Source organism: Shewanella sp. 10N.286.52.E4 (assembly GCF_041468785.1).
GTDB classification, from domain to species: Bacteria; Pseudomonadota; Gammaproteobacteria; order Enterobacterales; family Shewanellaceae; genus Shewanella; species Shewanella electrodiphila.
Genome location: NZ_JBFRJJ010000022.1, coordinates 364,595 through 390,640, shown reverse-complemented (window position 1 = coordinate 390,640; position 26,046 = coordinate 364,595). Strand labels below are relative to the sequence as shown.

Below are 26,046 nucleotides of genomic sequence, written 5' to 3'. Positions count from 1 at the left end.
AACGGGCTCTCTTATGATGCTTTTGAAGAACGTTTAGGGAACAGCTTGGCTGCCTGGTACTTTCTAAAAACAAACAGAAAGATATAAAACAACGCGATACCAGCTAAATCGGCAACCACATCAGCAATAGAAGCACTGCGATAAGGAATTTGAGATTGGATGACTTCAATTAAAATAGCGTAAAAAGCCAGTATCGAACACATCCAATACCATTTAGGTTTAAAGGCGAAATAAGCTAAAAATGCCAAGCCGAAAAAGCTTAATACATGACCGACTTTATCCATGTTGTTAAACGTAACGGGGTAATTGGGCTTTGAGAAAACAAGGTAACTGACAACAAGTACAGCAAACGCAAATGATGCTGTAAAAAATAGTTTTAATTTCATGCTGTCGAGTACTTAGCCTGATGCGATATCTTTTGATTGAAGCAATAATAAAAAATGCAGCGACTAAAGTCATTAATTTCCAGTTAATTATTGTTTTCTATTTTATGGAGGGTTTGCGCTTTCGCTGAAAATGTTAGTATTAGCACAAAGATTAATTGGGAGAATAACAATGCCATCAATGGACATCGTTTCAGAAGTAGATGAAGTTGAATTACGAAATGCTGTTGAGAACTCACGCCGTGAACTCGCTGGTCGTTTTGATTTTCGCGGCAAAGAAGCCGATATTGAACATAAAGATCATACCGTGACTTTAAAAGCCGAAGATGATTTCCAATGTCGTCAGTTAGTGGACATTCTGCGTATTCAATTGAGTAAGCGTAGCGTTGAGCCTTCAGCTATGGATGTTGATGAAAAGTCAGTTCATAGCGGTAAAACCTTCAGCTTAAAAGTTAACTTTAAGCAAGGCATTGATACTTTAGTGGCTAAAAAGCTGGTTAAGCAAATTAAAGACAGCAAGCTGAAAGTACAATCGTCTATTCAAGGTGACTCAGTACGAGTCACGGGTAAAAAACGTGATGATTTACAAGCGGTCATGCGTTTAGCGAAAGAGTCTGAATTAGGCCAACCTTTTCAGTTTAATAATTTCCGCGACTAGTTTTGATTGGCTTTAAGCCATTTATGTTGTTTTAAATAAAAATGATATCAAAAAAAGATGCTGTAACAGTTTGCTGTTGCAGCATTTCTCAATGAAAGAAGATACTTAATTATCAAATCCGCTCAACCCAATACACCTTTGATGCCACATCTGACTTAACATTGTCGATCACTCACCTCGCGTTCCAATATGATGATTTAACCTTATTGTCGGTACATCATGCGCTAATGCAAACCAGCCGATTTGTATCATTTGACAGAGCCAGAGAAATGAATTGACATTAAATGAAGTAAAGTAAAGCCAAAGGCTTGTGCTAACTGGGCATCAGTTGTTTAAAGTCATTGATGCTGATTAATCTGAATCTGTTGGTTTTTATACGCTATTTCGTTACCCCTTAGCTTAAAAGCCTCAACGTTCTTCCCTCAAGTGTGCCTCTTTTAAAATTATGTAGGGTTTTATCCTTCATGCGCGATTATGACTGTCATCTTATCAGCCATAGAATCAGCGTTAATTAAATACCTGAAATCTCCATAGGCCTTAATTGCGCTCTTTAACAGAGATTTTTGCGTTGTAACAACCTGATTTCAATTATGGCCGATATTCAGTGCCAGTGATAAAAAGTGACATAACGATGGAAGAAATACAGCTTTTATTGGGAGAATCACCATATTTTTCCGTTTTGGTCACCTTAGTTTTAGGGTGTTTGCTAGGCAAGTTATCAATCAAAGGTTTCTCTTTAGGTTGTGTGGCGGGCACCTTGTTAGTTGGTATTTTAATTGGCCAATTGGGTGGTTATATTGAACCTTCGTCTCGATGGATTTTCTTCGGTTTATTTCTGTATGTTATCGGTTATCAAGGTGGTTATAGCATTTTAAGGGTGTGGCAATTACGTAAAAAAACAATCTTAATGACCAGTTTGATTATAAGCCTTATCACTATATCCACCATGTGCTTGGCCACCTGGTTTTTTAATCTCGATTTGTATACCAGCATAGGCATGATCTCAGGAAGCTTTGTCCATCCAGAGGTAATGTACATGGTCACTGATTCGATTGAAAAGTTGCCTGAACTTTCTGAAACAGTGAAATTAGTGGCGCTTAATAATGCTTACATGGGATATGTACTGACGGTCATTTTTGGCATGGTAGGGCCTGTGATCATGATGAAATGGCTCCAATCTGCTGCAATGAAGCAAAGTGATTCACCTTTTGATAAAGCGACTCAAAATGAATTGGATGAAAGTCATTGTGATAGATACTACCCAATCGACACTCTTGAAACGGTCGTAAAACGTGTTTTTGAAGTTAATCCAACCAGTACGGTTCTTGGTAAAAGCATTGAACAACTGAACGCACCGTATTTTGACATCATGTTCGAACGAGTCAATCTAGTTGATAAGGCAAAAAGTAGTTCGAATGAGATTGATGACGCAGTTAATCACAATGAGCCACTTGTCGCGGGCGATATCGTTACCATAACGGGCAGACACGACACGCTATATTATTTTGAAGATGATGTAATAGGTAGTGAATTACCTAGTGACACTCAAGTCGATAACAATGAAGCGCATTTTAATGTACTCATCAATACCCATGGCTTTGTTGGCAAATCATTAAATGATATCAAGACTGAAATTAACCAAAATACCTACAAAAACCTTTGCATCATTCGACTTGTCAGAGATCAACAATCTATAGAAATCACGCCAGATTTAATTGTGAAACAAGATGATATTTTACAAATCATGGGCAGTGCTAGTGATATTCAATTCGTTAAACATAACTTTAGTAACAATGTTGGCCGTAATACCGAGAGTTTCGCCTTGTTTGGAATAGGGTTAGTGGCAGCTTATTTAATGAGCTTATGGAATCTCAACATTGGTGGTTTGTATTTTTATTTAAGCATTGGGCTGAGTAGCTTGATTGCTGGTACTTTCGTAGGCTGGCTGAGCAATAAAATCAATCCACTTTCTCAGTTACCTCGTCACACTATCACGTTTGTTAGAGAGTTATCCTTGCTGGCATTCATCGCCATCACAGGGTTGTATTTTGGCCCGCAAATGATTAACGAAATGAATACCAGTGGTATGAAAATCCCCTTAATTGGTTTAGGTGTCGTACTCGTATCCCAACTATTTTCATTAATGATTGCCAGTAAGATGCTGAAATTTAACAAACCTTCAGTAGCAATAGGCAAGAATATTGAAAGCAAAAGTGATGGTGTTGGCATATCAAGTCGTTATCGTTTGCACGAGCAGAGTGCAATGTATGCGATAGCCATTTCATATATTACTTCAAGCTTTTTGATGTTGTTGGTTATTTCCATGGTGTTGAACTTTATGTAGCGCTGAAACACCACAAGTCACTGCCTATCGCAGTGACTCAAATCTTACTTCCTCTATATTTAAAACCACATTAATAGGTTGAAAAAACCATGTTTAAATTTGTTTCTTTGTGCTTTCTGAGCTTAGTTTCTTCAGTGGCGATCGCCGAGAGTTCGTACTTTTTTGATGAAAAAGATGGTCAGTTTGATTTAGGGTATCACCTTGCTGAAAACGCTTACGGGTTTCTTCCTGTTCCGGTATTAATTACTGAACCAGCCGTTGGTGCTGGTGGGGGGATCGTTGGGTTGTTTTTACATGAAACAGAAGCTGAGAAAGAAGCGAGAAGACAAAAAGCCCTTGAGTCAATTGATGGCGGAGCCCAATTAATGCCAGCTGCGATGACATTGGTTGGCGCGGGTGGGACGGCCAATGGTACTTGGTTTGGTATTGCTGGTCATCGTCATTCTTGGTTAGATGATAGCATTCGCTATACCGTAGTAGGCGGCGCAGCTAATGCCAATCTTGATATTTATACTCGTTTAGGTGGGCTACTTCCTCCTGATAAAGCTATTCAATTTGATACCACAACAGAAGCGCTATTCGCCTTACAAAAAATTCAATTTAGAGTGGCTGAAACCCCATTAATGCTAGGGCTTAAACAATTCTGGGCTGAATCATCAGTTTCATCTTCTAACGCTGTGGTTGACTGGATTTTACAGCAACAATTGGGTGATAAAACAACAACCTCTGGTTTAGGGCTTATTGCGGAATATGACACCCGCGACAATATTTTCTTTCCTAAGAAGGGTTATATATTCTCGGCAGAATATATGGTGTTTGATGAATCTATTGGCTCTGATCATAATTATCAAACATTAGAAGCAAGCGGTGAAGTCTACCTTCCTCTTTCTAATCATTGGACATTAGCGTTCGCAGGTGGCTATGACCAGTTATATGCTGGCGATATTCAGCTGTCACCTACGACTAAACCTTATGTAGAGTTACGCGGTGTGTCGGCGTTTAAGTATCAAGGTGACCAAGTGGCTACAGTTCAATCTCAGTTGATGTATCACCTCAATCATCGTTGGACGTTATCTGCATTCTACGGTTATGGCGTGACAGACAGTGATGCTATTGAAGAAAATAGTGATTCTGTTGATAGTTATGGGGTTGGCTTTCGTTACCAAATTGCCCGTCGATATGGCATTCATATGGGGATGGATTTCGCCACCAGTGGTGATGAAAATGCAGTTTACTTTACTTTGGGTTCAGGGTTTTAAAAGTGAGGGTTTACCACAAGCTCTGATGGCATGATTACAGCCATTATTATCTAATCTATGCCAATTGAGCTTGGGTGGTATTATTGAGCGCCTTACTATTACGGTGTGTTTTGTGGCTCTGTTTCAGAGTTTATATTGCTTTTATCTGACTGCTGCTCGGGCTGCATACGCGATAACAGACTGATTAATATTAACACCGGAAATCCAATCAAACTGGCGGCAATAAAGAAGTTTACGTAGCCATAAGCATTGACGTATACCCCTGAGAATCCGGCAATAAACTTAGGGAACAACAGCATAATTGAAGACAGTAAAGCATACTGACTAGCGCTGTAGCCACTACTGGTTAAGCTGGATAAATAGGCGATAAAGGCTGCGGTGGCTATGCCTGCACTGAAATTATCAACCGATATCGCAAAGGTTAAGAATGGTACGTTATAGCCAATGTAAGCTTGCCATGCAAAGAGTAAGTTGGTGACAGCAACCAATAAAGCACCGACAAATAGTATCTTCATCGTGCCATAGCGCATGATTAAAATTCCGCCTGCGCCCGCGCCAAGTAACGTCATGATTAAACCATATACTTTGCTTAAAAAGGCAATTTCTTCTTTACTGAAACCCATATCCACATAAAACACATTGGCCATAATGCCCATGACAATATCGGAGATCCGATAGCAAGAAATCAGCAATAAAATCAAGATGGCACTTTTGCCGTAACGTTTAAAGAAATCGACAAAAGGCAGGACGCTGGCACTGTATAACCAGGCCATAGCACTGGCTATTTTAGTCGGATACTTTTGGGCAAACTGCGCTTTAAGTTGGCGTTCTTTTTCATCTGCAGCTTTTGTATCGACTTGTGGCTCTTTACTAAACAAAGTGGTGATTAAGCCTACAGACATCAGCATTGCCATGACAAAATATGCGGTTTGCCATGCTTCTAAATTATATTCGGTATTACCTGGGTCTACCCAAGCGGCAATGGTTAGCGCCCCTGCGGTTGCTACAATCATTGCGCTACGATAGCCCACTTGATATGCAGCAGCTAATGCTGCCTGCATGTCTTGGGGGGCTGATTCGATACGGAAGGCATCAATGACGATATCTTGAGTCGCTGAGGCAAATGCCAGTATCAGGGCAAAAATGGCCAGTTGCTCTAAATCAACTAAGGGATCACTTTGTGCCATGCCCAATATCGCGGCCACTAGGCCGAGCTGGGCGAAGATCATCCAGCCTCTTCGCCGTCCGAAAAATCGGGTGAATAGGGGAAGCGCCATACGGTCCACTAATGGTGACCAAGCCCATTTGAATGCATACGTTAATGCGATCCAACTAAAGTAGCCAATAGCGGCACGGTCAACACCTGCTTCGCGAAGCCAAAAGCTTAATGTTGAAAACACCAGCATAAGCGGTAGGCCAGCAGAAAACCCCAGCAATAACATGATTAGAACACGCTTGTGATAATAAACAGACAAGGCTTCACGGGTACGAGTTAGCAGTTCAGACATTAAGGCAACGGATTGAAGGAGAATGGCTCTAGCTTATGTCGCGTAGCGTATTGGTTCAAGCCATTCTGGTTGGAAATTTTGAAGAGTGTAAAATTAACTTAAAGTAATTGAAGTTGTTGGTCAATTTGTCGGCCTGATCCCGATACAACCATGGGGCATATCCCCTCCAATATTAATGTAATCACAGCAGTCATGAATTTGTTGCCTTAGATACTGATTACCTCTAATAACCATATCTGGCCATTGATCGAAGCAGTGTAATAAATGCCAAAACACTTTTTCGGTATCTGTGGGGGTTGCTGCGTCTGTGTTGGTATCGAGGCTGATACTTTGCCATTCTTCTAGTACATCCCACATGTAAAGCTTGATTTCTTTATGCTCTAGTTGGTTATCTAAAAAAGCCTTTCCATAATAGGCCAGTTGTGGCGCCTTGGTTTCTATGAAGTCATTTGGGGTCATTGATGACATCCTTTTTATTGCAGCTATTAATCAAATAGCACTCAAAACTAAACGAATTTACTCATCAAATAATACAGAGTGAACAAGCAGCGATTTATTGACAACTTAATGAGTAATTATCTAAACACGGGAAAAAGCTGCTTACAGGTAAAAATAAGTATAGTCAGGATTGTTGAATAATTACTCAAATTTACAATGTAAGTGCTAAAAAAGTGGTTTTAGCTGTTATTAGAAATCAGCGAAGAAGAACATGCTAAAAAAAAGTGGAATGAAATCAATATTTCACTCCACTTATTCTGTTTTGTGTATCACGCAGTAGTAATCAAATTAAACTTTATTTACTTCAAAAAGTGCTTGCTGCAGTCTTATTTCTCGAGTCTTTAACGCAAAAAAGACATATAAATAAAGTCGCTTATTGCGGCAAAAGCGTCGCTTTATTAAGTTTAATTTCTTTTACTGGAAAGTCAGGCCAATTTAACTCTGGATTGGTCATGGTTGGTGTGTAAGACATTGCTTCAAGCACCGCCATACCTTCAATGACTTCACCAAATACAGCGTAGCCCCAGCGGCGTTTAGATGGGTTGAGATTTTTGTTGTCGCCAACGTTAAAGTAGAACTGACGCGTTGCAGAGTGAGGATCGTTATCGCGTGCCATTGCGATAGTGCCAACAGAATTTGATAGACCATTACCCGACTCATTAACAATAGGGTCCATTGATGGGCCTTCTTCTAACTGCGGATTTAACCCACCACCTTGAACAACGAAATCAGCAATCACACGATGAAAAAGGGTGTTGTCATAGTCCCCTTGAACCACATAAGTGAGGAAGTTATCGACGGTGATAGGCGCTCGAGTGCGGTCTAGCTCCACCACTACTTTGCCCATTGTGGTATCAAATTCCACTTTTGGGTAAAGGGTATTAGGCTGAATATCGACGGCAGCATTTACCATCATTGACGAAAACAACATTACACTGGCTACAATCCGTTTAAGCATAAGGCATTCCTAATTTGTGGTCTGACGTTAATATTGAGATTACTGTTGTAAAAACTGATGTAATTCAGGGTCGTTAATAATCTTAGTTGTAAGCTCATCGATAAGCTTGTTCATATCCAACTCTAAGGTGGCAAAATCTGGGCTAAAAGGTCCTTTTAACATGCCTTTACCATTATAAATTTTAGTGAATTCTTGAGTTTGGTTTTTAGCGACAACATTGATGGTTAAGTTAGTGTTGGCTTCAAAGCCAAAAGTAGACTCAGTAACATCTGTCAGTAAGTAATCTAACTGGAACTCAACAGTATTGCTGGCGGCGGGATCCACTTGGTATCCGGCATTACTCATTGATTTTTTAAACACGCTATCAAGTTGCTGTCTGATTGGTTCACTCGGACTAACAAGCTTTGCTGCCTCATCGCCTTGATTAAAGCGAACAATAAAGTTGGCTTTACGGACATCAATGGTGCTCACTGCGACAGTGTCGTAACGATCTATTTTATTGATGACATTAGGCACATTGGGATTAAGTGCAATATGAGTAGGAGTATGACTAGCACAAGCTGATAAAAATAATGCGGAGCACAACAATAATGACAATGATTTCATGACTAAAAACGGTAAAAAATGGTGCGGTCAGAATAACAGATTTTTAGCGCCTTTCCAGTCAAAAAATGGCAGTTAATTAGATTGTGCCAATATAGTGAGTCGCAACAAATTTTAGCTCGTTAAATAAAAGCAGTGCCATCTTAATTCAATCACTAGCCATTGACTTATGCTGATAATTTATTCACGTTAGTGTGGTGTATTTGATGATTTACTCTAAATAAAGATTCTTGATAAAAACGCTAGAAAGCAATCAAGCCATTATTACCTCGGATAATGCTCGAAAAATATCGACACAATAACCAGTTTTAATATTACGGATGAAGTATGTCTTTGAATCATTTACAACTTGCGCCAGACAAGCTAATGAACACTGAAGGTCAGCCTATTTTCGGACACTTTGATGGTGTGGTAGGGGACTTAGGGGTAAAACAGTTTAACTATTTTAATGAAATGGATAAGCCTTGCTCTTGGTTTGCTAAGTATTTTGATTATAAACAGTTTCAATTTATTAATATTACCACTGCGAGATACATCATTGGTGTCGCGATTGCCGATATTCGCTATGTGGGCAGCAGTTTTTGTTACTTATATGATATTGAAAAGAATAAGCTGACAGAAACTCAAGCCTTAAAACCGTTATCCTGGGGGATGTCTGTATCACGCTCGCCTCAGCAAGGTAAGGCAAGGATTAAGCACCGCCAAGGTAAGATTGAATTTTCAATTAAAGACTCCCTGTGGCAATTAACCATTAACACCGATGATATAAAAGCAGAATTACAGCTCAATCCTCCGCCATTAAGTTTACCCATGAGCTTGTGTACTCCAACTGGCTATAACGGCTGGACTTATACTCAAAAGCACAATGGTTTAAAAGTCTCTGGTCGCTTAACCATAAAAGATGAACCGCAGCCGCTTAACTTCGCTTTAGGTGGTTATGACTTTTCTGCAGGTTATATGCGCCGCGAAACCAGTTGGCGCTGGGCGTCAATCAATGCGCAAGTGGAGCAAGGGGTTTTAGGCTTAAACCTTGCCGCAGGGGTGAACGAAACAGGCGCGACTGAAAATGTCTTATGGATTAATGGTGAGCGCCATTTACTCCCAGGAGTAAAGTTCGATTTTAATCGGCATGTGAGTGACGACTTTTGGCAAATCAGCACTGCCACAGGTCAAGTCGATCTGACTTTTAGGGCACTTAATTGCCGCAGCGAAAAACTCAATTTTGGTTTTCTAAAAAGTAACTTTAGGCAGTACATCGGCTATTTTAGCGGCCACATCATCGATAATAATGGCCACAAACATGTATTGCGTAATCAGCTTGGTTTAACTGAAGATCACTTTGCTAAGTGGTAGCGTTTAATTATCCGCCCAAAACAATTTAAATAAAATAATAATATAAAGGTTTTCAATGGATTTGAACTCAATCATCAATCACCCGGAAATGCTGCTGCTTGCATTAGCGCCAGTATTTTTTGTTTGTATTTTCCTCGAATGGTATTTAGGTGATAAACGCCAAAAACTCCCTCTTTCCGCGCGATATAAAAAAGCGGAAGTGTTTTGCAATATCAGCTTAGCGGGCATGCATCAGTTAACTGATATTCTTGCAGGGCTGCTCATTGCCAAAATCTATTTAGCAGTATTTGGCTGGAAATTATTTGATATCCAAATGGGCGCGGTCAGTTTTATCGTATTAATGGTGCTACAGGATTTCTTCTATTACTGGTTCCATCGTGCAAGTCATAGAGTGCGTTGGATGTGGGCGGCTCATGTCGTTCATCATAGCTCTGAGAATATGAACTTTAGCACCGCATTTAGACAAAGCTTAATGTACCCGCTTGCTGGAATGTGGCTGTTTTGGTTACCGCTGATTGTGATTGGCTTTGACCCTAACTGGGTAGTATTTGTGGTGCTTTTAAATCTTGGGCTGCAATTTTTTGTTCATACCCAGGCTGTCAAATCATTGGGTCCAATTGAGTGGCTATTTAATACCCCTTCACATCACCGTGTTCATCATGGTCAAAACCAGCAATACATAGACAAAAACTACGCCGGTGTATTGATCATCTGGGATAAGCTTTTCGGCACATTTGAGCCGGAAAAAGAAACCGTGATTTATGGGATCACTAAGCCTGTTAATAGCTTTAATCCTTTGATTGTCAGTTTTGCTGAATGGCGCGAGATGTTTAAAGAGGTGAGTAAGTCAGGATTGAGCATAAAGCAGCGACTAGGTGTTTTATTTTCACCCCCGTCTCAAGCTGATGTTAATACTCGTGAGAAGGTCGCTGTTGAAAGAAATGATGATAGTGTGGTCGATTGACCCATTGTCGTGTAAAGGAAAGAAGGTTTAACCTACTTACCACATACTCGGAAGGGGTTGAGTACGTGATAAGTAGGTCTCACCAAATAAAAAAGGGCTCTTTGGGTACAGCCCCAGCTTAAATTATCAATATCAAATCCATAACCTCATTCTAAAAATCAACTGAGCAATGAGTAGTTTTTCAGTCAATCTATCGACATGGTTATCAATTTATACGTTAAAGATAATGTCTTGCTAAATCGTTATAAATCGCAGACTTGTTATTTCACCACTACTTTTGAGGTGACTTAACAGGTTCGATTTTAGGGATCAAAATCCACACAGATGCAATGGCAATAACCGCTAAAGATGCGCCAATCACAAATGCAGGGGTGTAGTTGCCATCAGCAGTTAGATAAGGCACTAAAGCGGTTAAGCCTAATGCGCCTAATTTTGCTGCCATACCTGAAAATCCTGCTAGGGTTCCCACGGCTTTTTTACCGAACAAGTCACTTGGCAGTGTTTGCACATTACCAATGGCTGTTTGAAAACCAAATAGGATCACTGCCATGATCATCACTGCAGTTGTGGGACCACCTGGACTTGCCATTGAAAGCAAAGCAGGCAACATAATCAAACAACCTAAAGTGATAGTCAGTTTGCGCGTTTTATTGATATTCCAACCCGCTTTGAGTCGGTTTTGTGCTAATAAACCACCAAACCAAGCGCCAAGCATTGCACCAACATAAGGAACCCAACCGTATATCCCAATGGATTTAACATCCATTGCGTACACTTCATTCAGGTAAATAGGGATCCAGAATACAAATAGCCACCAAATAGGATCGATAGCTGCCGAAGCAATAATCACTCCCCAACTTTGCTTATGAGAAAGCAGTTGGACGGTTGATGGGTTGTACTCTTCAGCATAACTTCCATTGTCAGTGTCAGTGGACTTTTGCCCAGTTAGGATGTATTGACGTTCTTCTTCAGTAATCCAAGGGTGTGATTTAGGCGGCGCTTTAACTAAGATAATCCAAGGGATTAACCAGAGTAAACCGACCAGGCCGATGATCACAAAGACCATTTGCCAGCTAAAGTAGACGGTCATATAGGCAATGAGTGGAATAGAAATAATGCCACCGATTGCTGCCCCTGAATTAAAAATGCCTTGGGCTAAAGCACGCTCTTTAGTTGGAAACCAATCAGCGTTACTTTTAGCTGCACCTGGCCAGTTACCGGCCTCAGCGACACCTAAGATTGCTCTAAAGATACTGAAACTCAGCATACCTTGTGCAAAGGCATGGGCCGCGGTTGCAATAGACCAAACACCAATAGATAAAACGAAACCAAGACGAGTGCCAATCCAGTCAAATATCTTGCCGAATATCGCCTGACCAAACGCATAAGATAAGATGAACACAATAGAGATATTGGCGTAAATCTGTTTACGCTCAAGCGCGGTTTCGTTAGGAAATATATCTTCAACAATATCAGGCCAAAGCACACTAAGGGCTGAGCGATCGATATAATTAATCACCGTCGCTAGCGCAATAAGCAGTATGATCCACCATCGAAGATTGTTTATCTTCATTTTAAGCCCTCGATGAAGTCTTCTCGTGCTGGGCTAAAGGTATCAATCAAAATACCGCCGGTTGGGCAAGTTGCACCATGGTCAGCATGAGGTGGGATCATGCAGCTGTCACCCGGTCGAAGGATTTTAGTGACGCCATCAATGTTAAAGTGGAACTCACCTTCAACAACATAGGTCACTTGAGAATGTCTGTGGGCATGGTTGTAGCCAATAGCGCCTTTCTCAAACCAAATTTTTACAGCCATTAATTCTTCATTAAACCCAAGCATTTGACGCTTAAGACCGCCGCCGATATCTTCAATTTCTGTTTCATTTCCGAAAGAAAAATGTGCACTCTGTTTCATGGTTAACTCCTACTGCGTAATGGTTAATAACTGGTATCTTCCGCTAAAGCTGTATGGCTTGTTTGCGTAAGAAAAACGATTAGTTATTGGTTGGTTTGATTGTTGTTTTTGGTTGTTTTTTACATTCTCGTTTTCAAGACTGTGTTGAAAACGAGTGGCAAGGTTCAAATCCTGACGGTGAGAAATAGCCAATACGAACTGCTGAGTTGTACTCGGTGTCGTTTGTAGGCTAAACCCAATGACACTGATGTCGTCCTGACTATCATAGGTTAATGATTGCAACTTGCTGGTGGCATTTAATGTGTATTCTGCTGATGGGTTATATTCGCCATGGGGCTCTAATACACTGACAAATTGATGTTGCTTACTGTCTTGCACTCGTTGAATAAAGCTATGCTCAAGGCGAAGGTTTTGATTTGGGTCATTGGCACCAAGCTGAGTAAATAGTACTTCAGTATTGCCGGCATTGATGCTGCTATGAGTGTAAAAATGGCCGTTGTCATTTAACCAAGTTATTTGAGCAAGGTTTGATGCTGCCTCAAGTTTTGATTTTGCATTTGGCAGTTGAGACGTAGCGGTTAACCATAAATGCTGGTAACCCGAGTGTTCACCTAATGGATTGAGCTGACGAGTATAAGCGTGGCGCGTAAAGTTTGAATCAATAAACTGACCTTGATAATGCACGGGTAAGTCATATTGATGAGCATTTTCACTGCTGACATCCATGATATCGATTACAAGAGGGTATGAGGCATTTGCAGTTTCAACTGTAACCATCGCCATGGTGCGGGTGAAACTGACATCTTCATAGGCGCTGTTAATGCTTGCAGATGCTAATGTGGCCTTTGCATCATGATGATAAAACAGGATGTCAGGGTGATGGTTGTTGCCCACTTTTGTTTTGCCACCAAAGTGACTTGTTTGATCAACGATGAGGGTGTTGTGGGCAATGGTTTGTTTCGCCCAGGTTTTGTTTTCAGTTAAATAACCGCCACCAGATTTGGCTTCAATATTCAGAAAACGCGCCGCGCCATAGTCAGAGACAATTTCTTCACCATCATCATAAAACTGCCAATTAAGCTTATCGAAATGGCCATGACCTAAACCTTGGGCTGTGGCTTTAAACACTAATGCTTGGTCGGTAAGCTTTTGTTCGATTGGTGCTTGCTGGCGCATAACAATCAATGCGCCTTCATTTCCCGCTTTACCGTCACGGAATACCATAGATGAAAACGGGTATTGGCTGATGCTATTTGTTTTAGCTTCTGCATCAATCGCTTGGGCGAGTTTAAGTCCATCACCTGTGAGTAAAATACGATTCTGCTGTTTGGCAATATCAAGCAAATTGTTATCGCCGTTGAGCCCATAAGCAATACTGACGGCAATAACCAGTTCCATGGTATCGATGCCTTTACTTTTAATCGCATCATTTAACGGAAAGAATAAGCCGTTATAGCTTAGCTCGATGGTGCTATAAATTGCTTTTAATAAAATACCATCGCGATAGCTGAAGATTTTTTGCTGCGGTTGGTTTTGCTCAATGGCTTTAGCAAAAGTGACAAAAGGTAGCAGAGCAAAACGTTGGTAGTAAGGGCCTTCGTTATAATAACCATCTGGTGAGAACAGCTCATCGAGTTGACGCAAGAAACCACCTGTACCGGACTTGTCTAATCCAAGTAGAGCTATTTCTACTAACTCAGGTTTATTGAGTACAAATCCTGTCATCCCAACAGCGGCCGTTGCCCAAGTGCCATGATTATGGATTTTATCGAAGGTCTTAGGTGACTCTATCGACAAGAAATTAGCCACAGGCAAAATGATGCCAGTTTCTATCGTTTGCTGGTCTTGTTCATCTAAAGCATCAACAATAAAATCGTAGGCTTGAATGGTGTACACCAGCCACATGGCTTCGTTTAGACCTTGCCAGAACAACTTACCTTCATTGCTGTTTCTCCGCTTTGGATGACGCGGTAATCTTGGATAAAGTTCGGCATATTGTAGCAACATGTCGCGAACAAAATGCGCGTATTGAATATCTTGAGTGAGCTGATACATCACGCCCGCATCGTACATCTGCAGGTAGTTTTTCTTATGACGTTCGTGTGAATAACCACCGCCGCCATCTACAGGAAACGGCACAACTAACGGTTGGTTTATCACTTTATCTACAGCTGTTTTTTTAGCAGTAAAAGTTTGCTGAAAAGCGCCTGCTTGTTTAAGTGCTGCGCGCATCTGAGTCACATCATGCTGATTAATCACTAAACTAGGATGGCTTAATGTACTTGCCTGTGCAGCGAATAAACTGCCTTGCAGCAATAAAAAGCCAATTAACAAGTGTGCTGTTCTCATCAGGTTCATCTTAGACATGATGTTATTGATAAGCGCTTTCATGATGTTATTCATTATTAGAGCGCTTTTTTATCTGATTGTTGTACAAGGTTGTCGCTTAGCTTGGCAGTGGATTCACTGATTGAATAAAGCTCTGTCACTTTTACTGCCCCAGAATCTATAAATTGGTTATGCGTCACCTGAGTCATTGGTTCACCTGTAGTGTGTTCGATATTAATGTAGGCACTATTGTTAAAGTGGTTTTTATTGATATCTGCAACTTGGGCACCATGAAGGTATAAACTGGCTTGGCTCTTATTTCGCTTACCATTTCCTACATTAGTAATGTCGTTGTTATTAAAGCTAATGTGCGGGCCGAAAGTGCTTTCGTCAGTGCCTCCACGATAAAGCTTAACCAGTGCACCGCCAATATCATTAAATTGATTGTTATTGATTGTGAGATATTCCACGTTATAAATACCGCGATCATCGGTTTCTTTGTTAAGTCTAAAAAGGTCGCCTGTGATAGTGCTAAATTGGTTATTAATAACCTCAATTTTGTTGGCAAAAGCGCGAGCGCCAGAGTCAAAAAAGTGGAAGGAATGGTTGATGTTTAACTGGCTGATTTTGCTGTTGTACATGCTAAAGCGATAGTTGGTTAACATGCCCCATTTACTGGTTCTTACCACAGTATTACCAGATGAATCTGGGCTGCTTGTGCCTGTAATTATCAGACTATCAAGCTTTAAGCTGCCGCCATTTTGAATTTCAAATAGATTGCCTCGACTAAAGGTCAATGTTGGTTTTTGGGTATCTTGGGCAATAATCGAAAGGGTTTTGTTGATTTCGATGATTTTCTCTATCTGATATTTGCCTGCTTTTAGCGCAATAATATCGCCATCTTTAGCATTACTTACGGCAGTCAACAGTTGTTCGGCTGTAGATACACTATGAGTTATTCCCGAATCGAAGGCGGTGTTAGGCTCAGCTTTGGTGTACCAACTCACGCCAGTGTTAGCTTTTAAGGTTGGGGTGAGTGTTTGAGTCGCACCAAATTCAGCATTATGGCTGTTTGATGGGTAAAATAGGCCATTATCTGCACGCTGTAGTGATATTGCTGTTGGTTTAATACCTTGGTTTATTTGATTATTATTAAGCTCATTGGATAAGTTGTCAGAAAATTGAATCCCTGAGATGTCATCAAAAATGGAGAAGGGTGCTTGTTGGTTATTATTAACAAATAAATTGTGTGTAAATGCTGAGTCTTTTGGCACTGCAGAGCGCTCTTTATCACTGCCTGCAGCTAAATGAATATGGTCGACATTGATAAAGCTGTTGCGGCTTACCTTGGCATTAACCACTTGATGATAGCGATTGATTGGCGAATTTGGTACACCATTCATAATGGTAAAGCCACTGCCGAAACGATAGCCTTTTAGCCCTTCTAAATAGTTATTAGTAATTGTTTGATCTCGGTTAATAATCCGAATACCGCCCGTATGGTCAACGCCATTACCTAAAAACACATTACTGTCGACTTGGTTACCGTTACCGTGGCGCATAGTCAGAGTGCCGCGAGACTCAAAAAAGGTGTTATTGCGAATTATATTCTTGCCGGCTTTGATTGAGATAATTTCAACCTCGCCATCACAGCGATCAAAATAGTTGTCTTCGATTACCGTATATGAATTCGTCATTGAGAAATGACTGGTACCGATGCGAATGGTTTCTCCGCCATTTGAGCCTAAAGTTGGGCGAGGGCCAAAATAGTTATGATCTATTCTGTGGTGATTTTGTTGACTGTCTTCACCGCGAAGCCTAACTGTCAGCGTAACGCCTTTGTTGCGTTTACCGACGAGGTGGTTGTGATCAAAACGGTTATGTTGACCATATAGTGCAACCCAATAATCAGACTCATGACGGTCAGGATTATTAAAATTGTCGATAACCACTTCTGTTACACGGGAGTGGTTGGCTAATTCATCCTCACTGGTTCGATATGAGATAACCGAATTGTTTGGGGTGTAGCCGTCTTTAAAGACTAAGCCAGACACTTCTAAATAGGTGCCGGACATTTGTAGATTGGATTGACCCGATAAAATCACTTTGCCTTTGGTTTGAGCTGAAAGGCGAATAGGGGCTTCTTTGCTGCCTTGGCCGATGAAGTTGATCTCAAAGTCTTGCCAAGTGCCATTTGAAAGAATGATGTCATCGCCCGCGACCAGTTTTTTTACTGCTTGATTAAACTCATCTTGCGTACTTACGGTAAAGGTTTCGGCGTTGACTTGAACAGACAGCAGACATAAACCCATTAAGAGAGTTGATTTAACAGGAACCGATAACAGTGTGCTGTGAGCAACTGAGTGAAGCTTGATTCTGTTTTGAAAACGCATAAAGACTCTCTTATTATTTTTAGTGGCTGTAATTGTTATTGATGTCAGGCTAAACCTGCGATTTCATACTCATTAGTTCGTACATTGATTCAGTGCATTATTTCTCTTACTTCACTTTCTACTTCACTTTCTCTACTTCACTTTCTCTACTTCACTTTCTCTACTTCACTTTCTTTACTTTACTTTTTGCTTATATTGCTCGCTTCTAAACAAAATAACTCCTACCTCAATATTAAGGTAGGAGTTGCACGACTAAGTTTTACTTAAGGCTAAAACTTAACTTTTGCACCAAGGAAATATTTTGAACCAGAACGAGAGTAGTCCGATACAGTAGTATCGTTACCACAAGTCATAATTTGCGGTTCATCTAACAAGTTCAGCGCTTTAAGTGATAGTGATAAGTAATCTGTCACTTTGAAGTTAGCTGAGAAATCTAAGTAGCTTCGCATCAGCGACAGCATAAGGGCTACCAGGCTCAGCTGTGACAAAACTTGAATCAGCATAGTTGTAAGCCACTTTGGCACCTAAGCCATCAAATGGGTAAGGTAGCTCAGAGAAATGTTTTTGCGCAGTGACTTCAATACTCTGAATGACAGATGAGTCATCAGAGGTTTGACGTGTAGTATGGGTGACTCCTGGATAAATACTCTCAACACCATCGAGCGACACCGTAATATCACGGTTTTCTTCGACATTTTCATAGCCACCAGTAAAGTCTTTATAGTAATAAGCTAATGAGAACGCAGCATCTTCACTTGGATACCACTCTAACGATAAGTCATAGTTGTTAGAAAAATAAGGATCCATGTGGTTATCACTGACTTTGATCACTTCCATTTCTGGATCATCTTTTTAACGTCAACTGTTTGTTCTGCTACTTGGGCAGTTGGCGCTGTAACTTCAATGGCTTCATTTTCATCTTGTGCGAATACCGGTGATGCTAATAAAGATAATAATGCTGAACTATAAATGGCAATTTTAGGCTGTATTCTGATCGTGTTTAATGCGCGACTTATTTTATTAAGTTTCACGTTAATCTCCCCAGATTAATTGTTTGTTTAAATAAAAGTGAACATAATCCTTTAAACATGATCTTTAAATACAACTTTGCGTTAGATAGAAACTTACTAATGGTCATGTTGGTTGTCAACCAATTTATGTTACCAACAAGATCTTAAATATATGCTACTGTTATTACCAATAACATTTTTTTAACCAAATCAGGGCTAATATGAAATTTGCTCTAGTACAACAAATTTTCAAAATAGGATTTGCGTTGACTAGGTAAACAGATATTATGTTAGTAATACAATAAAATTGGTTTTAACCATTGAAGGACCAAAGATGAAAAGTAGGCGTATGTTTTGGCGCATCGTAGAAGAGATCGAAGCGTCTATTGCTAGCGGCGAATATACTCCTGGAAGTCGTTTACCTCCAGAAAGGGAGTTGGCTGAAAAATTTGATGTCAGTCGACCAACAGTTCGTGAAGCAATTATTGCACTGGAAGTGCGTGAGAAAATTGAAGTTAAAACGGGCTCTGGTGTATATGTATTGCACTCTGCTAATCAAGCTGATCAAACCAATAAGATTAATGCATTTGAGCTGACGCAAGCTCGTGCTCTTATAGAGGGTGAGATTGCCGCTCTTGCTGCAAATACGATAACTAAAGAAGAACTTGTTGAGTTAAACAAAACATTGATAATGATGGAAAATAAGTCATATGTTGAAGAAGCGGATGAGATGTTTCATCAGATCATCGCTAACTCGACTCGCAATGGTGCTTTGATTAAATCATTTCAAAACTTGTGGGCATTACGAGCTTCAAGCCAAAAGATTATTACTGATTACGACAGTGTATGTAGCAAGGATAATAAGAAAACCCTTGATGAGCATACTTCTATATATGAAGCTTTGTTAGCCAATGATGCTTCTGAAGCAAGACTGGCAATGCATAGACACTTTAACCGACTCATTAATGTTTTATTTGATACTGTCGAAGCGCGATCTCTTGAAGAAGTCCGTCGTAAAAACAGTGAAAAACGCGACTTATACTCTATTGATAATTTGGTTAACCGATTAAGTTAACGTAGTTCTGTTATTTAAGATAATAATCGATTCGTTAACAAGTAACTGATTATATTTCATCAAAGCCTTTCTATATGAAAGGCTTTTTTATATCTACGAATTGACTAAAAACCTGCATAAATTATTAAAATTAAAGGATTTACTTTGAAGGAGGAAAACGTTAGAAATGAGAGTTGTTTTACTTCGAACTAATCGAGGGGGGAAGGTTTAGAGCGAACTTTGATGATTTAAACATACAAGATGACAAAGCGAGTAGCGCTACTGATTAAAAATTGAATGTCACCTCGTATAAGCTGTTGATTATTTTCACCGTACTAGCGTTCAATTCTGTTCATTCCTTTTATGGCCATCATGATTTTCAAATTGTTTAAAACAGTTTTAGGCAATTAATTTTATCCTTGAACTGAAACAAAATTCATACAATTACACTTCTTTTTTTGAATTTTAGCAAAATTTGGTTAGCCTAAATTCACGTTTTTATCTTATAAATCGATTGGGATTATATTGTTTGTTGCTAGGATGTTAGGTTATGTTTGTGCAATTCTTACTGTTAAACATCATGTTGTGGCTATATAAAGGAGCGGGTCGAAACTCTTTGTCGACCAATGGCTTCTTATGTTATTACCAATATCTCGATGTGGCAGTGAGATTTTAGTTGTGTATGCCAAGGAGTAATCTATCTCAAGCTCCTCATTAATCATCCGTTTCAGGCTACTAGTTTTAGGCTATTAGTTTTAGGCTACTAGTTTTATGTTATTAGTTTTAGGCTACTAGTAATAGCATCGACTTCAATATTGAGTATGTGCGGGTTGAGTTAAGCTTATGATTTTTGGCTCAACACTTAGGTATCACTATTTACATACCGTCTGTGCTTAATACAAAGCAGCACTCGAATATAGAGCAGCACTTAATACAAAGCAGCACTCGAATATAGAGCAGCACTTAATACAAAGCAGCACTTAACGCCTTGCACTTAGGGATATAGGTCATAGTGTTAAGCTGAGTTGTAGGGCTTGGAGTTAACACGTGGTTTGCTAGTGAGTCGCGCTTGGTTTGTAAAAAGCGTTTACATGCTAAAAAATAGAATAAGGTGTTTAAAGGAGATAAACCATGAGCTACTTTATCTAACTCACAGTTTTTATTAAGAAAACGCGTTTAAAACCAGATAAATAGATTTTGCTATTTTCGTGCCTGCAAAATAACAAATTTACCGTTTGATGCGACCGTCTTACAGTTTTTGAATATGCGCTGTAGCTTGATGTGATAAGACAAATGGCGATTACCAACAACTTGTAATAACCCGCCAGGCGCCAGTCTTCTTCTAGCATCGAGGAACATTTGCCAAGCGATATGATCGGTAATGGCTTCGCCTTGGTGAAATGGCGGGTTACATAAGACTAAGTCAGCACTGATTTCACTGTCTAAATGGGTTAAACAGTCATCCCAATGAAAGTGGCCTAATTCACTCGGTAAATTGTTTAGCTGCCAATTATGTTTGCTTGATGCAACGGCCATTTCAGAATCGTCGACAAAGTGAATATTCGCATCTTGATATAATTGCGCTGCGCGCAACCCTAAAACGCCATTCCCGCAACCTAAATCAATCACTGTTTTAAATTCATCTTTTGGCATGTTGTCGAGCATGATGCGGGCACCAATATCGAGCTTATTGGCCGCAAACACATTACTGAGGTTACTGATGGTGAGATTCAATTCATCGACCGTCCAAGTGACTTCAGCCACGCTTGGACGTTTTTTTCCATCAGCTATACAACTAATTACTCGAGTTTTCTTCCAGGTTAAACTGGCTGAGGCAGAGCCCAGATGTTGCTCAATTAATGCCAATAATGATTTGTTGATGCTTTTGGCTTTCGCGCCAATCAGTACTTGTGTTCCTTTAGGGAGAACTTGCGATAATCGCTGAAGCTGGTGGGCAAAGTAAGTCAGGTTTTTAGGCAACTTAATTAATACAAGTTGCGTGTCTGCAGGTAATAAGTCGCGGCTATTAAAACGAGTAATATTGCTATCTGCTAACTGGTTGTCTGTTAGGTTTTGTTTCGCACCCAATAAACTGGTTTTAGCATCGGTTTCAACAAATAAAGGCCATGAAGCTTCTAATTGGGTTAGGGCACATTGAATTGCGCCAAAGTTGTCATTAAGAATGGCGGTATTTTGAGCGACAATCTCGTTATCGACTAATTGTTTAATTAGGTGTTCATCGGCAGCATCCCAAGCTTGAAGGTTTGACTCTTGCTGTTTAGGATAGCGAAAAAGTGATAACTCAATCCCTGAACAAGAGAATTGGTTTGCCGTCATGATGATTACCTTAATTAAAAACTCGAAGTCAGCAATTATCGCAGTTAAATGCAGTGATTGAAATCTTAGACACGGTTCAAATAAAGAAAAAGCCAGTATCTGAGAGATACTGGCTTGGAAAGGTACTTTTTACTCACTTTTAAACAAAGCAGTTAATTAAAAAGTTACTTTAATACTTTTTGACGGATTTGCTCAATTTGTTGCAGTTTACCCTGAAGCATATAAGTATTTTGGTTAATGTTACCTGGGTTCAATACCTGACTTTCCTGACGAGGATAGTCTTTTAATGTTGCCATGAACTCTTGTACTTGGTTACCAACAGGTACGAATAACCACATGTTGTCAGCCATCCAGCGTAAGTACATACCAGATTCGTGAGGCGCTTTTTCAAAAGGGTCAGCTCTTAAATGAACCACTTGAGGCCAGTTTGACTGGAAGCGAACCGCATCAACAATATTACCTTCTAGTGTGGCAAACGATACTTTGAAGTCACCTGTACGAACAGCATTTAGCTCAGCGTTAGCTGAAAAATATAACATACCGTCACGAGGGCCTTTATCAACTTTACCTTCGAAGTAAGGTTTAAAGTTGTAACCATCTAAATGTACACGCCAGTTTGTGCCATTGTAACGAGCACCTTTATCTGACTTAAGCTTTTCAATGACTTTGTCATCACCCGCAACAGCTGCGAATGTTGGTAGCCAATCTTTATGCGACATGATGTCGTTAATTTTAGTGCCAGGTTTAATAACGCCAGGCCAGCGAACTAACTGAGGTACTCGCATACCACCTTCAAAGGTTGTCCCTTTTTCACCGTGGAAGTATGTCGCACCACCGTCAGGCCATGAAACCGTTTCAGCACCATTATCGGTTGTGTAAAGTACGATAGTGTTATCAGCAACCCCTAATGAATCTAGCTTATCAAGTAAGATACCAACATGATCATCATGTTCTATCATGCCGTCAGCGTAGATAGAGATACCTGAAATACCTTGATATTTTTCTTGTAAACGAGTCCATACATGCATACGGGTTGTGTTATGCCAAATAAAGAATGGTTTTTCAGCTTTTACTGCTTTTTCCATGAAGGCTAGCGATTCTTCTAAAAACTCTTCATCAGCATGCTCCATACGCTTACGCGTCATCGGGCCGGTATCTTCTATTTTTCCGTCAGCACTTGAGCGGATAACACCACGAGGACCATACTTTTTACGGAACTCAGGATCCTTTGGATAGTAATAAGTCTCTGGTTCTTCTTCAGCATTTAAGTGATATAGGTTACCGAAAAACTCATCAAAACCATGGGCAGTTGGCAGATGTTTATCTTGATCGCCCATGTGGTTTTTACCAAATTGCGCGGTCATATAACCTTGCTCTTTTAACACATCAGCAATCGTAGGAGTCCAATCAGGAATACCAGCATCAGAACCAGGCATACCAATAGTTAATAGGCCTGTTCTAAATGGCTCTTGTCCTGTTAAAAACGCAGAACGTCCAGCGGTACAAGACTGTTGAGCATAGTGATCAGTAAATAATGCACCTTCATTCGCAATTCGATCAATGTTTGGGGTTTGATATCCCATCATGCCATTGTTATAAGCACTGATATTGAATATACCAATATCATCGCCCCAAATAGCGAGAATATTGGGTTTGTCAGCAGCGTTTGCAACTGAAGATGCAGCTAGCAACCCTGTGCAAAGAGCGATCTTACTCGTATTAAAGAAACTTGCCATATAGACTCCGTGATGCTTTGTTTAGCTTAACGTTTTTAATCGTAAATAATTTAAATCAATTAGTTAGTTTGATTTTTTAACTGTTTAATTATATTAAGTGGATAAAATTTAGCACTGAATACAGAATATAACCTTTTGTTATACGTCTATTTACTTAAAAACGTTTATGATTATTGATTAAAAAGTATGGACTAAATGATAGTGAGGAGTGACGAATGAGCCATAGTTTACAAAGTATTACGGCATTAATAAGCCAAGTTGAAAAGTCTGTCATTGGACAATCCCATGTCATTAGAGCTTTAGTCATAGGTTTATTAACTAAAGGCCATGTCCTATTAGAGGGTCTTCCTGGTACAGCGAAAACACGCTCGGTAAAATCTCTTGCTGATGCAATGAATGCCTCATTTGGTCGAGTACAATTTACCCCTGATTTATTACCTTCCGACATAACTGGCACGGTGCAATATCAAGACAACAACGGTAGCCCATTGCTAACCTTTCAACAAGGACCACTGTTTCATAATTTAGTGTTAGCTGATGAAATCAATCGTGCTCCAGCAAAAGTGCAAGCTGCATTATTAGAAGCGATGGCTGAAGGCACGGTAACTGTGGGTGATACCACGCATCAACTTGATGAACTTTTCATGGTGTTAGCAACGCAAAATCCAGTTGAGCAAGAAGGAACCTACCCATTACCTGAAGCGCAAATGGATCGCTTTATGATGAAAATTAATGTGGATTATCCAGATGATGAAGCTGAGTTAAATATTATTCGCTTGGTGCGTGCAGAAGAAAATGCGCCTGTAATGAATGAAGGATCAGCAGTGTCGAAAATAGACCCATTGGTTTTTCTAACGGCTCGCCAGCAGTTATCCACTCTCAGCGTTTCTGACATTGTAGAACGATATATTGTTGCCTTAGTGATGGCTACTCGACACCCAGAACGTTATCCTGACTCGCCTTTATCCGCTTGGATTAAAACGGGTTCTAGCCCTAGAGCTTCAATTGCACTGGATAAATGTGCACGTGCAGAGGCATGGTTATCTGGCCGAGATCATGTTCTTCCTGATGATGTCAGAAGTATTGCTCATTCAGTGTTATCTCACCGTATAACCCTTAGTTATGATGCATTAGCAGATAATATTGATGGGCAAGCAGTGGTTAATGAGTTATTGGATATTGTGGCTGTTGGGTAATTAATGATGAATGGCAATATACCGCGTCATGCAAAGCAATCGACATTAGATCCACGATTGCATGTCGAATATCGACATTTGGTCAAGCTGCAGGCATTGAGCCATTCATTTAGATTATTACCTCATTGGCAGGCAAAGAGTTTAATGGCGGGTCGTCATAGCTCCCAGTTTCGAGGCCGTGGATTAAACTTTGAAGAACTAAAGCATTACCAGATAGGCGATGATATTCGTTGTTTAGATTGGAAAGTGACCCTAAGAACTGGTCAACCTCATGTGCGTTTATATACCGAAGAAAAAGATCGTAATGTGGTGATTTTGGTCGATCAAGGTGCCAATATGTTTTTTGCTTCTACCCATACCATGAAGTCAGTGGTGGCAGCTGAAGTGGCAGCATTAATTTCATGGCGGGTATTAAGAGAAGGCGACCGCATTGGTATGCTACTTAAAACACCGAAGGCATGCCTATGGTCAGAGCCGATGCGTGGCCAAAACCATGTATTGCAGCTATTAAAAACACTCAGTCAAAGTAACCAATCTCTTAATGTGAACTCGACTGATTCGGTGAATTTTTCTGAGTCACTAACCAAGCTAGCCCAGCGAGATCTTCGCCAATCCACAGTGATTATTTTAAGTGACTTTTTGTCATTAAATCTTAGCGATATCAATAAACTTAAACAAATTCAACGTAGCAATGACTTACTGGCAGTAAGGATTTCAGATCCGATGGAACAAGCGATTCCTGATGATGCTCAGTGGGTGATGGGTGATGGTAATTATCAACTTAGTTTGCATCAAACTCAGCAAATATCAAAGGTTAATGAAAGCTTTACCACGACCGCGACAGAAAATGCTAAGGCACTTAATTACTTGATGGCACGTCACAATTTACCGTTAGTTGAGTTGAGTACAGACGGTAATCATTTAAGTCAGCTTAAACGCGCTATTGGAGCTTAAAATGCAGCATAACCCGCCGTCGACTTATATTTTACGGGAGCTTGTTGATGTCTACCCAGTTGATGCTGTGTCATGGTGGCCAGGGTTTGAGCAACTTCCTACAGGTTGGTGGTGTCTGCTTGTCATAACAAGTTTATTGATTGTCACAGCAGTGATTATTGGTTTGAATTATCGCTGGCAAAATCGCTATCGCGCTGAAGCGATATTGGCGATTAAACAAATCATGTTAGGTCATCAGGTTATTCAACCTGAACCTAAAACTCAGGCTATGCTGAATCAGCAATTATTTTTTGTGTTAAAACAAGTTCTCATCTATGTAGAGCCACAGACTGCAAAACTTGCTGATAACTCGGTATTAAACGCAATGGATAAATTAATCAGCCATCAATCTAAAAATGATGCATTTAGTTGGCAAAGTGACGTAGGCCAGCGCTGGATTAACAGCTTATACAACCCCAACATTTGTTTGAGTGAAAGTGAAATGACGACATTAGTCCAACAGTTAATACTGTGGATTAACGGCCACATAAATCAATTTTCGATTAAGTCATGGCCTTTATCGGTTGTACGTTCATTTGTGAGGGGGCAGTAAC

23 protein-coding genes are annotated in these 26,046 nt (G+C 40.1%); 10 read left to right on the top strand and 13 right to left on the bottom strand.

Annotated elements, in window-relative coordinates; translation table 11 throughout:
- Nucleotides 1-11 precede the first annotated feature (11 nt).
- Nucleotides 12-386, bottom strand: a complete 375-nt coding sequence (locus AB4153_RS13455) for a VanZ family protein (RefSeq protein WP_102529898.1) — start codon at nucleotides 384-386, stop codon at nucleotides 12-14.
- A gap of 169 nt (nucleotides 387-555) precedes the next feature.
- On the opposite strand from AB4153_RS13455, the gene AB4153_RS13450 reads away from it, so the two are divergent.
- The 4 genes from AB4153_RS13450 (at nucleotide 556) to AB4153_RS13435 (ending at nucleotide 4,644) form a co-directional block, all read left to right on the top strand.
- Nucleotides 556-1,041 (top strand): YajQ family cyclic di-GMP-binding protein, encoded by a 486-nt coding sequence (locus AB4153_RS13450; protein WP_102529897.1) that lies wholly within the window; start codon nucleotides 556-558, stop codon nucleotides 1,039-1,041.
- A gap of 101 nt (nucleotides 1,042-1,142) precedes the next feature.
- On the top strand, nucleotides 1,143-1,319 hold the full coding sequence (gene parM / locus AB4153_RS13445; protein WP_371997788.1) for a plasmid segregation protein ParM domain-containing protein: 177 nt from the start codon (nucleotides 1,143-1,145) through the stop codon (nucleotides 1,317-1,319).
- A gap of 353 nt (nucleotides 1,320-1,672) precedes the next feature.
- Complete coding sequence (locus AB4153_RS13440) at nucleotides 1,673-3,385, top strand: hypothetical protein (protein WP_371997768.1); 1,713 nt, start codon at nucleotides 1,673-1,675, stop codon at nucleotides 3,383-3,385.
- A gap of 89 nt (nucleotides 3,386-3,474) precedes the next feature.
- Nucleotides 3,475-4,644, top strand: a complete 1,170-nt coding sequence (locus AB4153_RS13435) for a BamA/TamA family outer membrane protein (RefSeq protein WP_102529895.1) — start codon at nucleotides 3,475-3,477, stop codon at nucleotides 4,642-4,644.
- Between the two features lie 98 nt (nucleotides 4,645-4,742).
- Here the strand turns inward: AB4153_RS13435 and AB4153_RS13430 are convergent, their stop codons facing one another.
- The 4 genes from AB4153_RS13430 to AB4153_RS13415 all read right to left on the bottom strand — a co-directional run bounded on the left by AB4153_RS13430 (nucleotide 4,743) and on the right by AB4153_RS13415 (nucleotide 8,214).
- On the bottom strand, nucleotides 4,743-6,152 hold the full coding sequence (locus tag AB4153_RS13430) for an AmpG family muropeptide MFS transporter (protein WP_229368080.1): 1,410 nt from the start codon (nucleotides 6,150-6,152) through the stop codon (nucleotides 4,743-4,745).
- Between the two features lie 120 nt (nucleotides 6,153-6,272).
- Nucleotides 6,273-6,611, bottom strand: coding sequence for a hypothetical protein (locus AB4153_RS13425; protein ID WP_102529893.1), 339 nt, complete (start codon nucleotides 6,609-6,611; stop codon nucleotides 6,273-6,275).
- Nucleotides 6,612-7,023: 412 nt separating this feature from the next.
- Entirely contained in the window at nucleotides 7,024-7,608 is a 585-nt protein-coding gene (locus AB4153_RS13420) for a peptidylprolyl isomerase (RefSeq protein WP_229368078.1), read from the bottom strand.
- A gap of 39 nt (nucleotides 7,609-7,647) precedes the next feature.
- Nucleotides 7,648-8,214 carry a YajG family lipoprotein gene (locus AB4153_RS13415; protein ID WP_102529891.1) on the bottom strand — a complete coding sequence of 189 codons (567 nt, stop codon included), beginning with the start codon at nucleotides 8,212-8,214 and terminating at the stop codon, nucleotides 7,648-7,650.
- A gap of 324 nt (nucleotides 8,215-8,538) precedes the next feature.
- Between AB4153_RS13415 and AB4153_RS13410 the strand changes: the two genes are divergently transcribed.
- Both AB4153_RS13410 and AB4153_RS13405 read left to right on the top strand, forming a co-directional pair.
- Nucleotides 8,539-9,564, top strand: coding sequence for a DUF2804 domain-containing protein (locus AB4153_RS13410; RefSeq protein ID WP_102529890.1), 1,026 nt, complete (start codon nucleotides 8,539-8,541; stop codon nucleotides 9,562-9,564).
- Between the two features lie 55 nt (nucleotides 9,565-9,619).
- The gene (locus AB4153_RS13405) at nucleotides 9,620-10,528 is read left to right on the top strand and encodes a sterol desaturase family protein (RefSeq protein WP_102529889.1); all 909 of its coding nucleotides are present in this window, start codon (nucleotides 9,620-9,622) and stop codon (nucleotides 10,526-10,528) included.
- Between the two features lie 271 nt (nucleotides 10,529-10,799).
- Here the strand turns inward: AB4153_RS13405 and AB4153_RS13400 are convergent, their stop codons facing one another.
- The 6 genes from AB4153_RS13400 to AB4153_RS13375 form a co-directional block, all read right to left on the bottom strand.
- Nucleotides 10,800-12,101: an MFS transporter gene (locus AB4153_RS13400; RefSeq protein ID WP_371997767.1), complete on the bottom strand. Its 1,302-nt coding sequence runs from the start codon at nucleotides 12,099-12,101 to the stop codon at nucleotides 10,800-10,802.
- On the bottom strand, nucleotides 12,098-12,445 hold the full coding sequence (locus AB4153_RS13395; RefSeq protein WP_102529887.1) for a cupin domain-containing protein: 348 nt from the start codon (nucleotides 12,443-12,445) through the stop codon (nucleotides 12,098-12,100). Before AB4153_RS13395 ends, AB4153_RS13400 begins: the two co-directional genes overlap by 4 nt.
- A gap of 9 nt (nucleotides 12,446-12,454) precedes the next feature.
- Nucleotides 12,455-14,848, bottom strand: coding sequence for an alginate lyase family protein (locus tag AB4153_RS13390; protein ID WP_371997766.1), 2,394 nt, complete (start codon nucleotides 14,846-14,848; stop codon nucleotides 12,455-12,457).
- Nucleotides 14,849-14,850: 2 nt separating this feature from the next.
- Nucleotides 14,851-17,085, bottom strand: coding sequence for a polysaccharide lyase 6 family protein (locus AB4153_RS13385; protein WP_371997786.1), 2,235 nt, complete (start codon nucleotides 17,083-17,085; stop codon nucleotides 14,851-14,853).
- Nucleotides 17,086-17,586: 501 nt separating this feature from the next.
- Entirely contained in the window at nucleotides 17,587-18,003 is a 417-nt protein-coding gene (locus AB4153_RS13380; RefSeq protein ID WP_371997765.1) for a hypothetical protein, read from the bottom strand.
- Nucleotides 17,994-18,197 carry a hypothetical protein gene (locus AB4153_RS13375; RefSeq protein ID WP_371997763.1) on the bottom strand — a complete coding sequence of 68 codons (204 nt, stop codon included), beginning with the start codon at nucleotides 18,195-18,197 and terminating at the stop codon, nucleotides 17,994-17,996. The genes AB4153_RS13380 and AB4153_RS13375 overlap by 10 nt, the downstream gene beginning before the upstream one ends.
- A 313-nt stretch (nucleotides 18,198-18,510) precedes the next feature.
- Between AB4153_RS13375 and AB4153_RS13370 the strand changes: the two genes are divergently transcribed.
- Nucleotides 18,511-19,251, top strand: coding sequence for a FadR/GntR family transcriptional regulator (locus AB4153_RS13370; RefSeq protein WP_102529884.1), 741 nt, complete (start codon nucleotides 18,511-18,513; stop codon nucleotides 19,249-19,251).
- 1,179 nt (nucleotides 19,252-20,430) lie between these two features.
- Here AB4153_RS13370 and AB4153_RS13365 read toward each other — a convergent pair.
- Both AB4153_RS13365 and AB4153_RS13360 read right to left on the bottom strand, forming a co-directional pair.
- Nucleotides 20,431-21,567 (bottom strand): methyltransferase, encoded by a 1,137-nt coding sequence (locus AB4153_RS13365; RefSeq protein ID WP_102529883.1) that lies wholly within the window; start codon nucleotides 21,565-21,567, stop codon nucleotides 20,431-20,433.
- Nucleotides 21,568-21,731: 164 nt separating this feature from the next.
- Entirely contained in the window at nucleotides 21,732-23,303 is a 1,572-nt protein-coding gene (locus tag AB4153_RS13360; RefSeq protein ID WP_102529882.1) for an arylsulfatase, read from the bottom strand.
- Nucleotides 23,304-23,518: 215 nt separating this feature from the next.
- On the opposite strand from AB4153_RS13360, the gene AB4153_RS13355 reads away from it, so the two are divergent.
- From AB4153_RS13355 to AB4153_RS13345, 3 genes are read left to right on the top strand one after another with little or no spacing between them, the layout of a single operon-like run.
- On the top strand, nucleotides 23,519-24,499 hold the full coding sequence (locus tag AB4153_RS13355; RefSeq protein ID WP_303512255.1) for a MoxR family ATPase: 981 nt from the start codon (nucleotides 23,519-23,521) through the stop codon (nucleotides 24,497-24,499).
- A 6-nt stretch (nucleotides 24,500-24,505) separates the two neighbouring features.
- The gene (locus tag AB4153_RS13350) at nucleotides 24,506-25,453 is read left to right on the top strand and encodes a DUF58 domain-containing protein (protein ID WP_303512256.1); all 948 of its coding nucleotides are present in this window, start codon (nucleotides 24,506-24,508) and stop codon (nucleotides 25,451-25,453) included.
- A gap of 1 nt (nucleotide 25,454) precedes the next feature.
- Nucleotides 25,455-26,045 (top strand): DUF4381 domain-containing protein, encoded by a 591-nt coding sequence (locus tag AB4153_RS13345; protein ID WP_371997761.1) that lies wholly within the window; start codon nucleotides 25,455-25,457, stop codon nucleotides 26,043-26,045.
- The last annotated feature ends 1 nt before the right edge of the window (nucleotide 26,046 follow it).

What these genes read in the sequence shown, in the direction of transcription:
- AB4153_RS13455 (WP_102529898.1), bottom strand. Translation starts at nt 386, where the DNA reads ATGAAATTAAAACTATTTTTTACAGCATCATTTGCGTTTGCTGTACTT.
- AB4153_RS13450 (WP_102529897.1), top strand. Translation starts at nt 556, where the DNA reads ATGCCATCAATGGACATCGTTTCAGAAGTAGATGAAGTTGAATTACGA.
- AB4153_RS13440 (WP_371997768.1), top strand. Translation starts at nt 1,673, where the DNA reads ATGGAAGAAATACAGCTTTTATTGGGAGAATCACCATATTTTTCCGTT.
- AB4153_RS13435 (WP_102529895.1), top strand. Translation starts at nt 3,475, where the DNA reads ATGTTTAAATTTGTTTCTTTGTGCTTTCTGAGCTTAGTTTCTTCAGTG.
- AB4153_RS13430 (WP_229368080.1), bottom strand. Translation starts at nt 6,152, where the DNA reads ATGTCTGAACTGCTAACTCGTACCCGTGAAGCCTTGTCTGTTTATTAT.
- AB4153_RS13425 (WP_102529893.1), bottom strand. Translation starts at nt 6,611, where the DNA reads ATGACCCCAAATGACTTCATAGAAACCAAGGCGCCACAACTGGCCTAT.
- AB4153_RS13420 (WP_229368078.1), bottom strand. Translation starts at nt 7,608, where the DNA reads ATGCTTAAACGGATTGTAGCCAGTGTAATGTTGTTTTCGTCAATGATG.
- AB4153_RS13415 (WP_102529891.1), bottom strand. Translation starts at nt 8,214, where the DNA reads ATGAAATCATTGTCATTATTGTTGTGCTCCGCATTATTTTTATCAGCT.
- AB4153_RS13410 (WP_102529890.1), top strand. Translation starts at nt 8,539, where the DNA reads ATGTCTTTGAATCATTTACAACTTGCGCCAGACAAGCTAATGAACACT.
- AB4153_RS13405 (WP_102529889.1), top strand. Translation starts at nt 9,620, where the DNA reads ATGGATTTGAACTCAATCATCAATCACCCGGAAATGCTGCTGCTTGCA.
- AB4153_RS13400 (WP_371997767.1), bottom strand. Translation starts at nt 12,101, where the DNA reads ATGAAGATAAACAATCTTCGATGGTGGATCATACTGCTTATTGCGCTA.
- AB4153_RS13395 (WP_102529887.1), bottom strand. Translation starts at nt 12,445, where the DNA reads ATGAAACAGAGTGCACATTTTTCTTTCGGAAATGAAACAGAAATTGAA.
- AB4153_RS13390 (WP_371997766.1), bottom strand. Translation starts at nt 14,848, where the DNA reads ATGAATAACATCATGAAAGCGCTTATCAATAACATCATGTCTAAGATG.
- AB4153_RS13385 (WP_371997786.1), bottom strand. Translation starts at nt 17,085, where the DNA reads ATGGGTTTATGTCTGCTGTCTGTTCAAGTCAACGCCGAAACCTTTACC.
- AB4153_RS13380 (WP_371997765.1), bottom strand. Translation starts at nt 18,003, where the DNA reads ATGGAAGTGATCAAAGTCAGTGATAACCACATGGATCCTTATTTTTCT.
- AB4153_RS13370 (WP_102529884.1), top strand. Translation starts at nt 18,511, where the DNA reads ATGAAAAGTAGGCGTATGTTTTGGCGCATCGTAGAAGAGATCGAAGCG.
- AB4153_RS13365 (WP_102529883.1), bottom strand. Translation starts at nt 21,567, where the DNA reads ATGACGGCAAACCAATTCTCTTGTTCAGGGATTGAGTTATCACTTTTT.
- AB4153_RS13360 (WP_102529882.1), bottom strand. Translation starts at nt 23,303, where the DNA reads ATGGCAAGTTTCTTTAATACGAGTAAGATCGCTCTTTGCACAGGGTTG.
- AB4153_RS13355 (WP_303512255.1), top strand. Translation starts at nt 23,519, where the DNA reads ATGAGCCATAGTTTACAAAGTATTACGGCATTAATAAGCCAAGTTGAA.
- AB4153_RS13350 (WP_303512256.1), top strand. Translation starts at nt 24,506, where the DNA reads ATGAATGGCAATATACCGCGTCATGCAAAGCAATCGACATTAGATCCA.
- AB4153_RS13345 (WP_371997761.1), top strand. Translation starts at nt 25,455, where the DNA reads ATGCAGCATAACCCGCCGTCGACTTATATTTTACGGGAGCTTGTTGAT.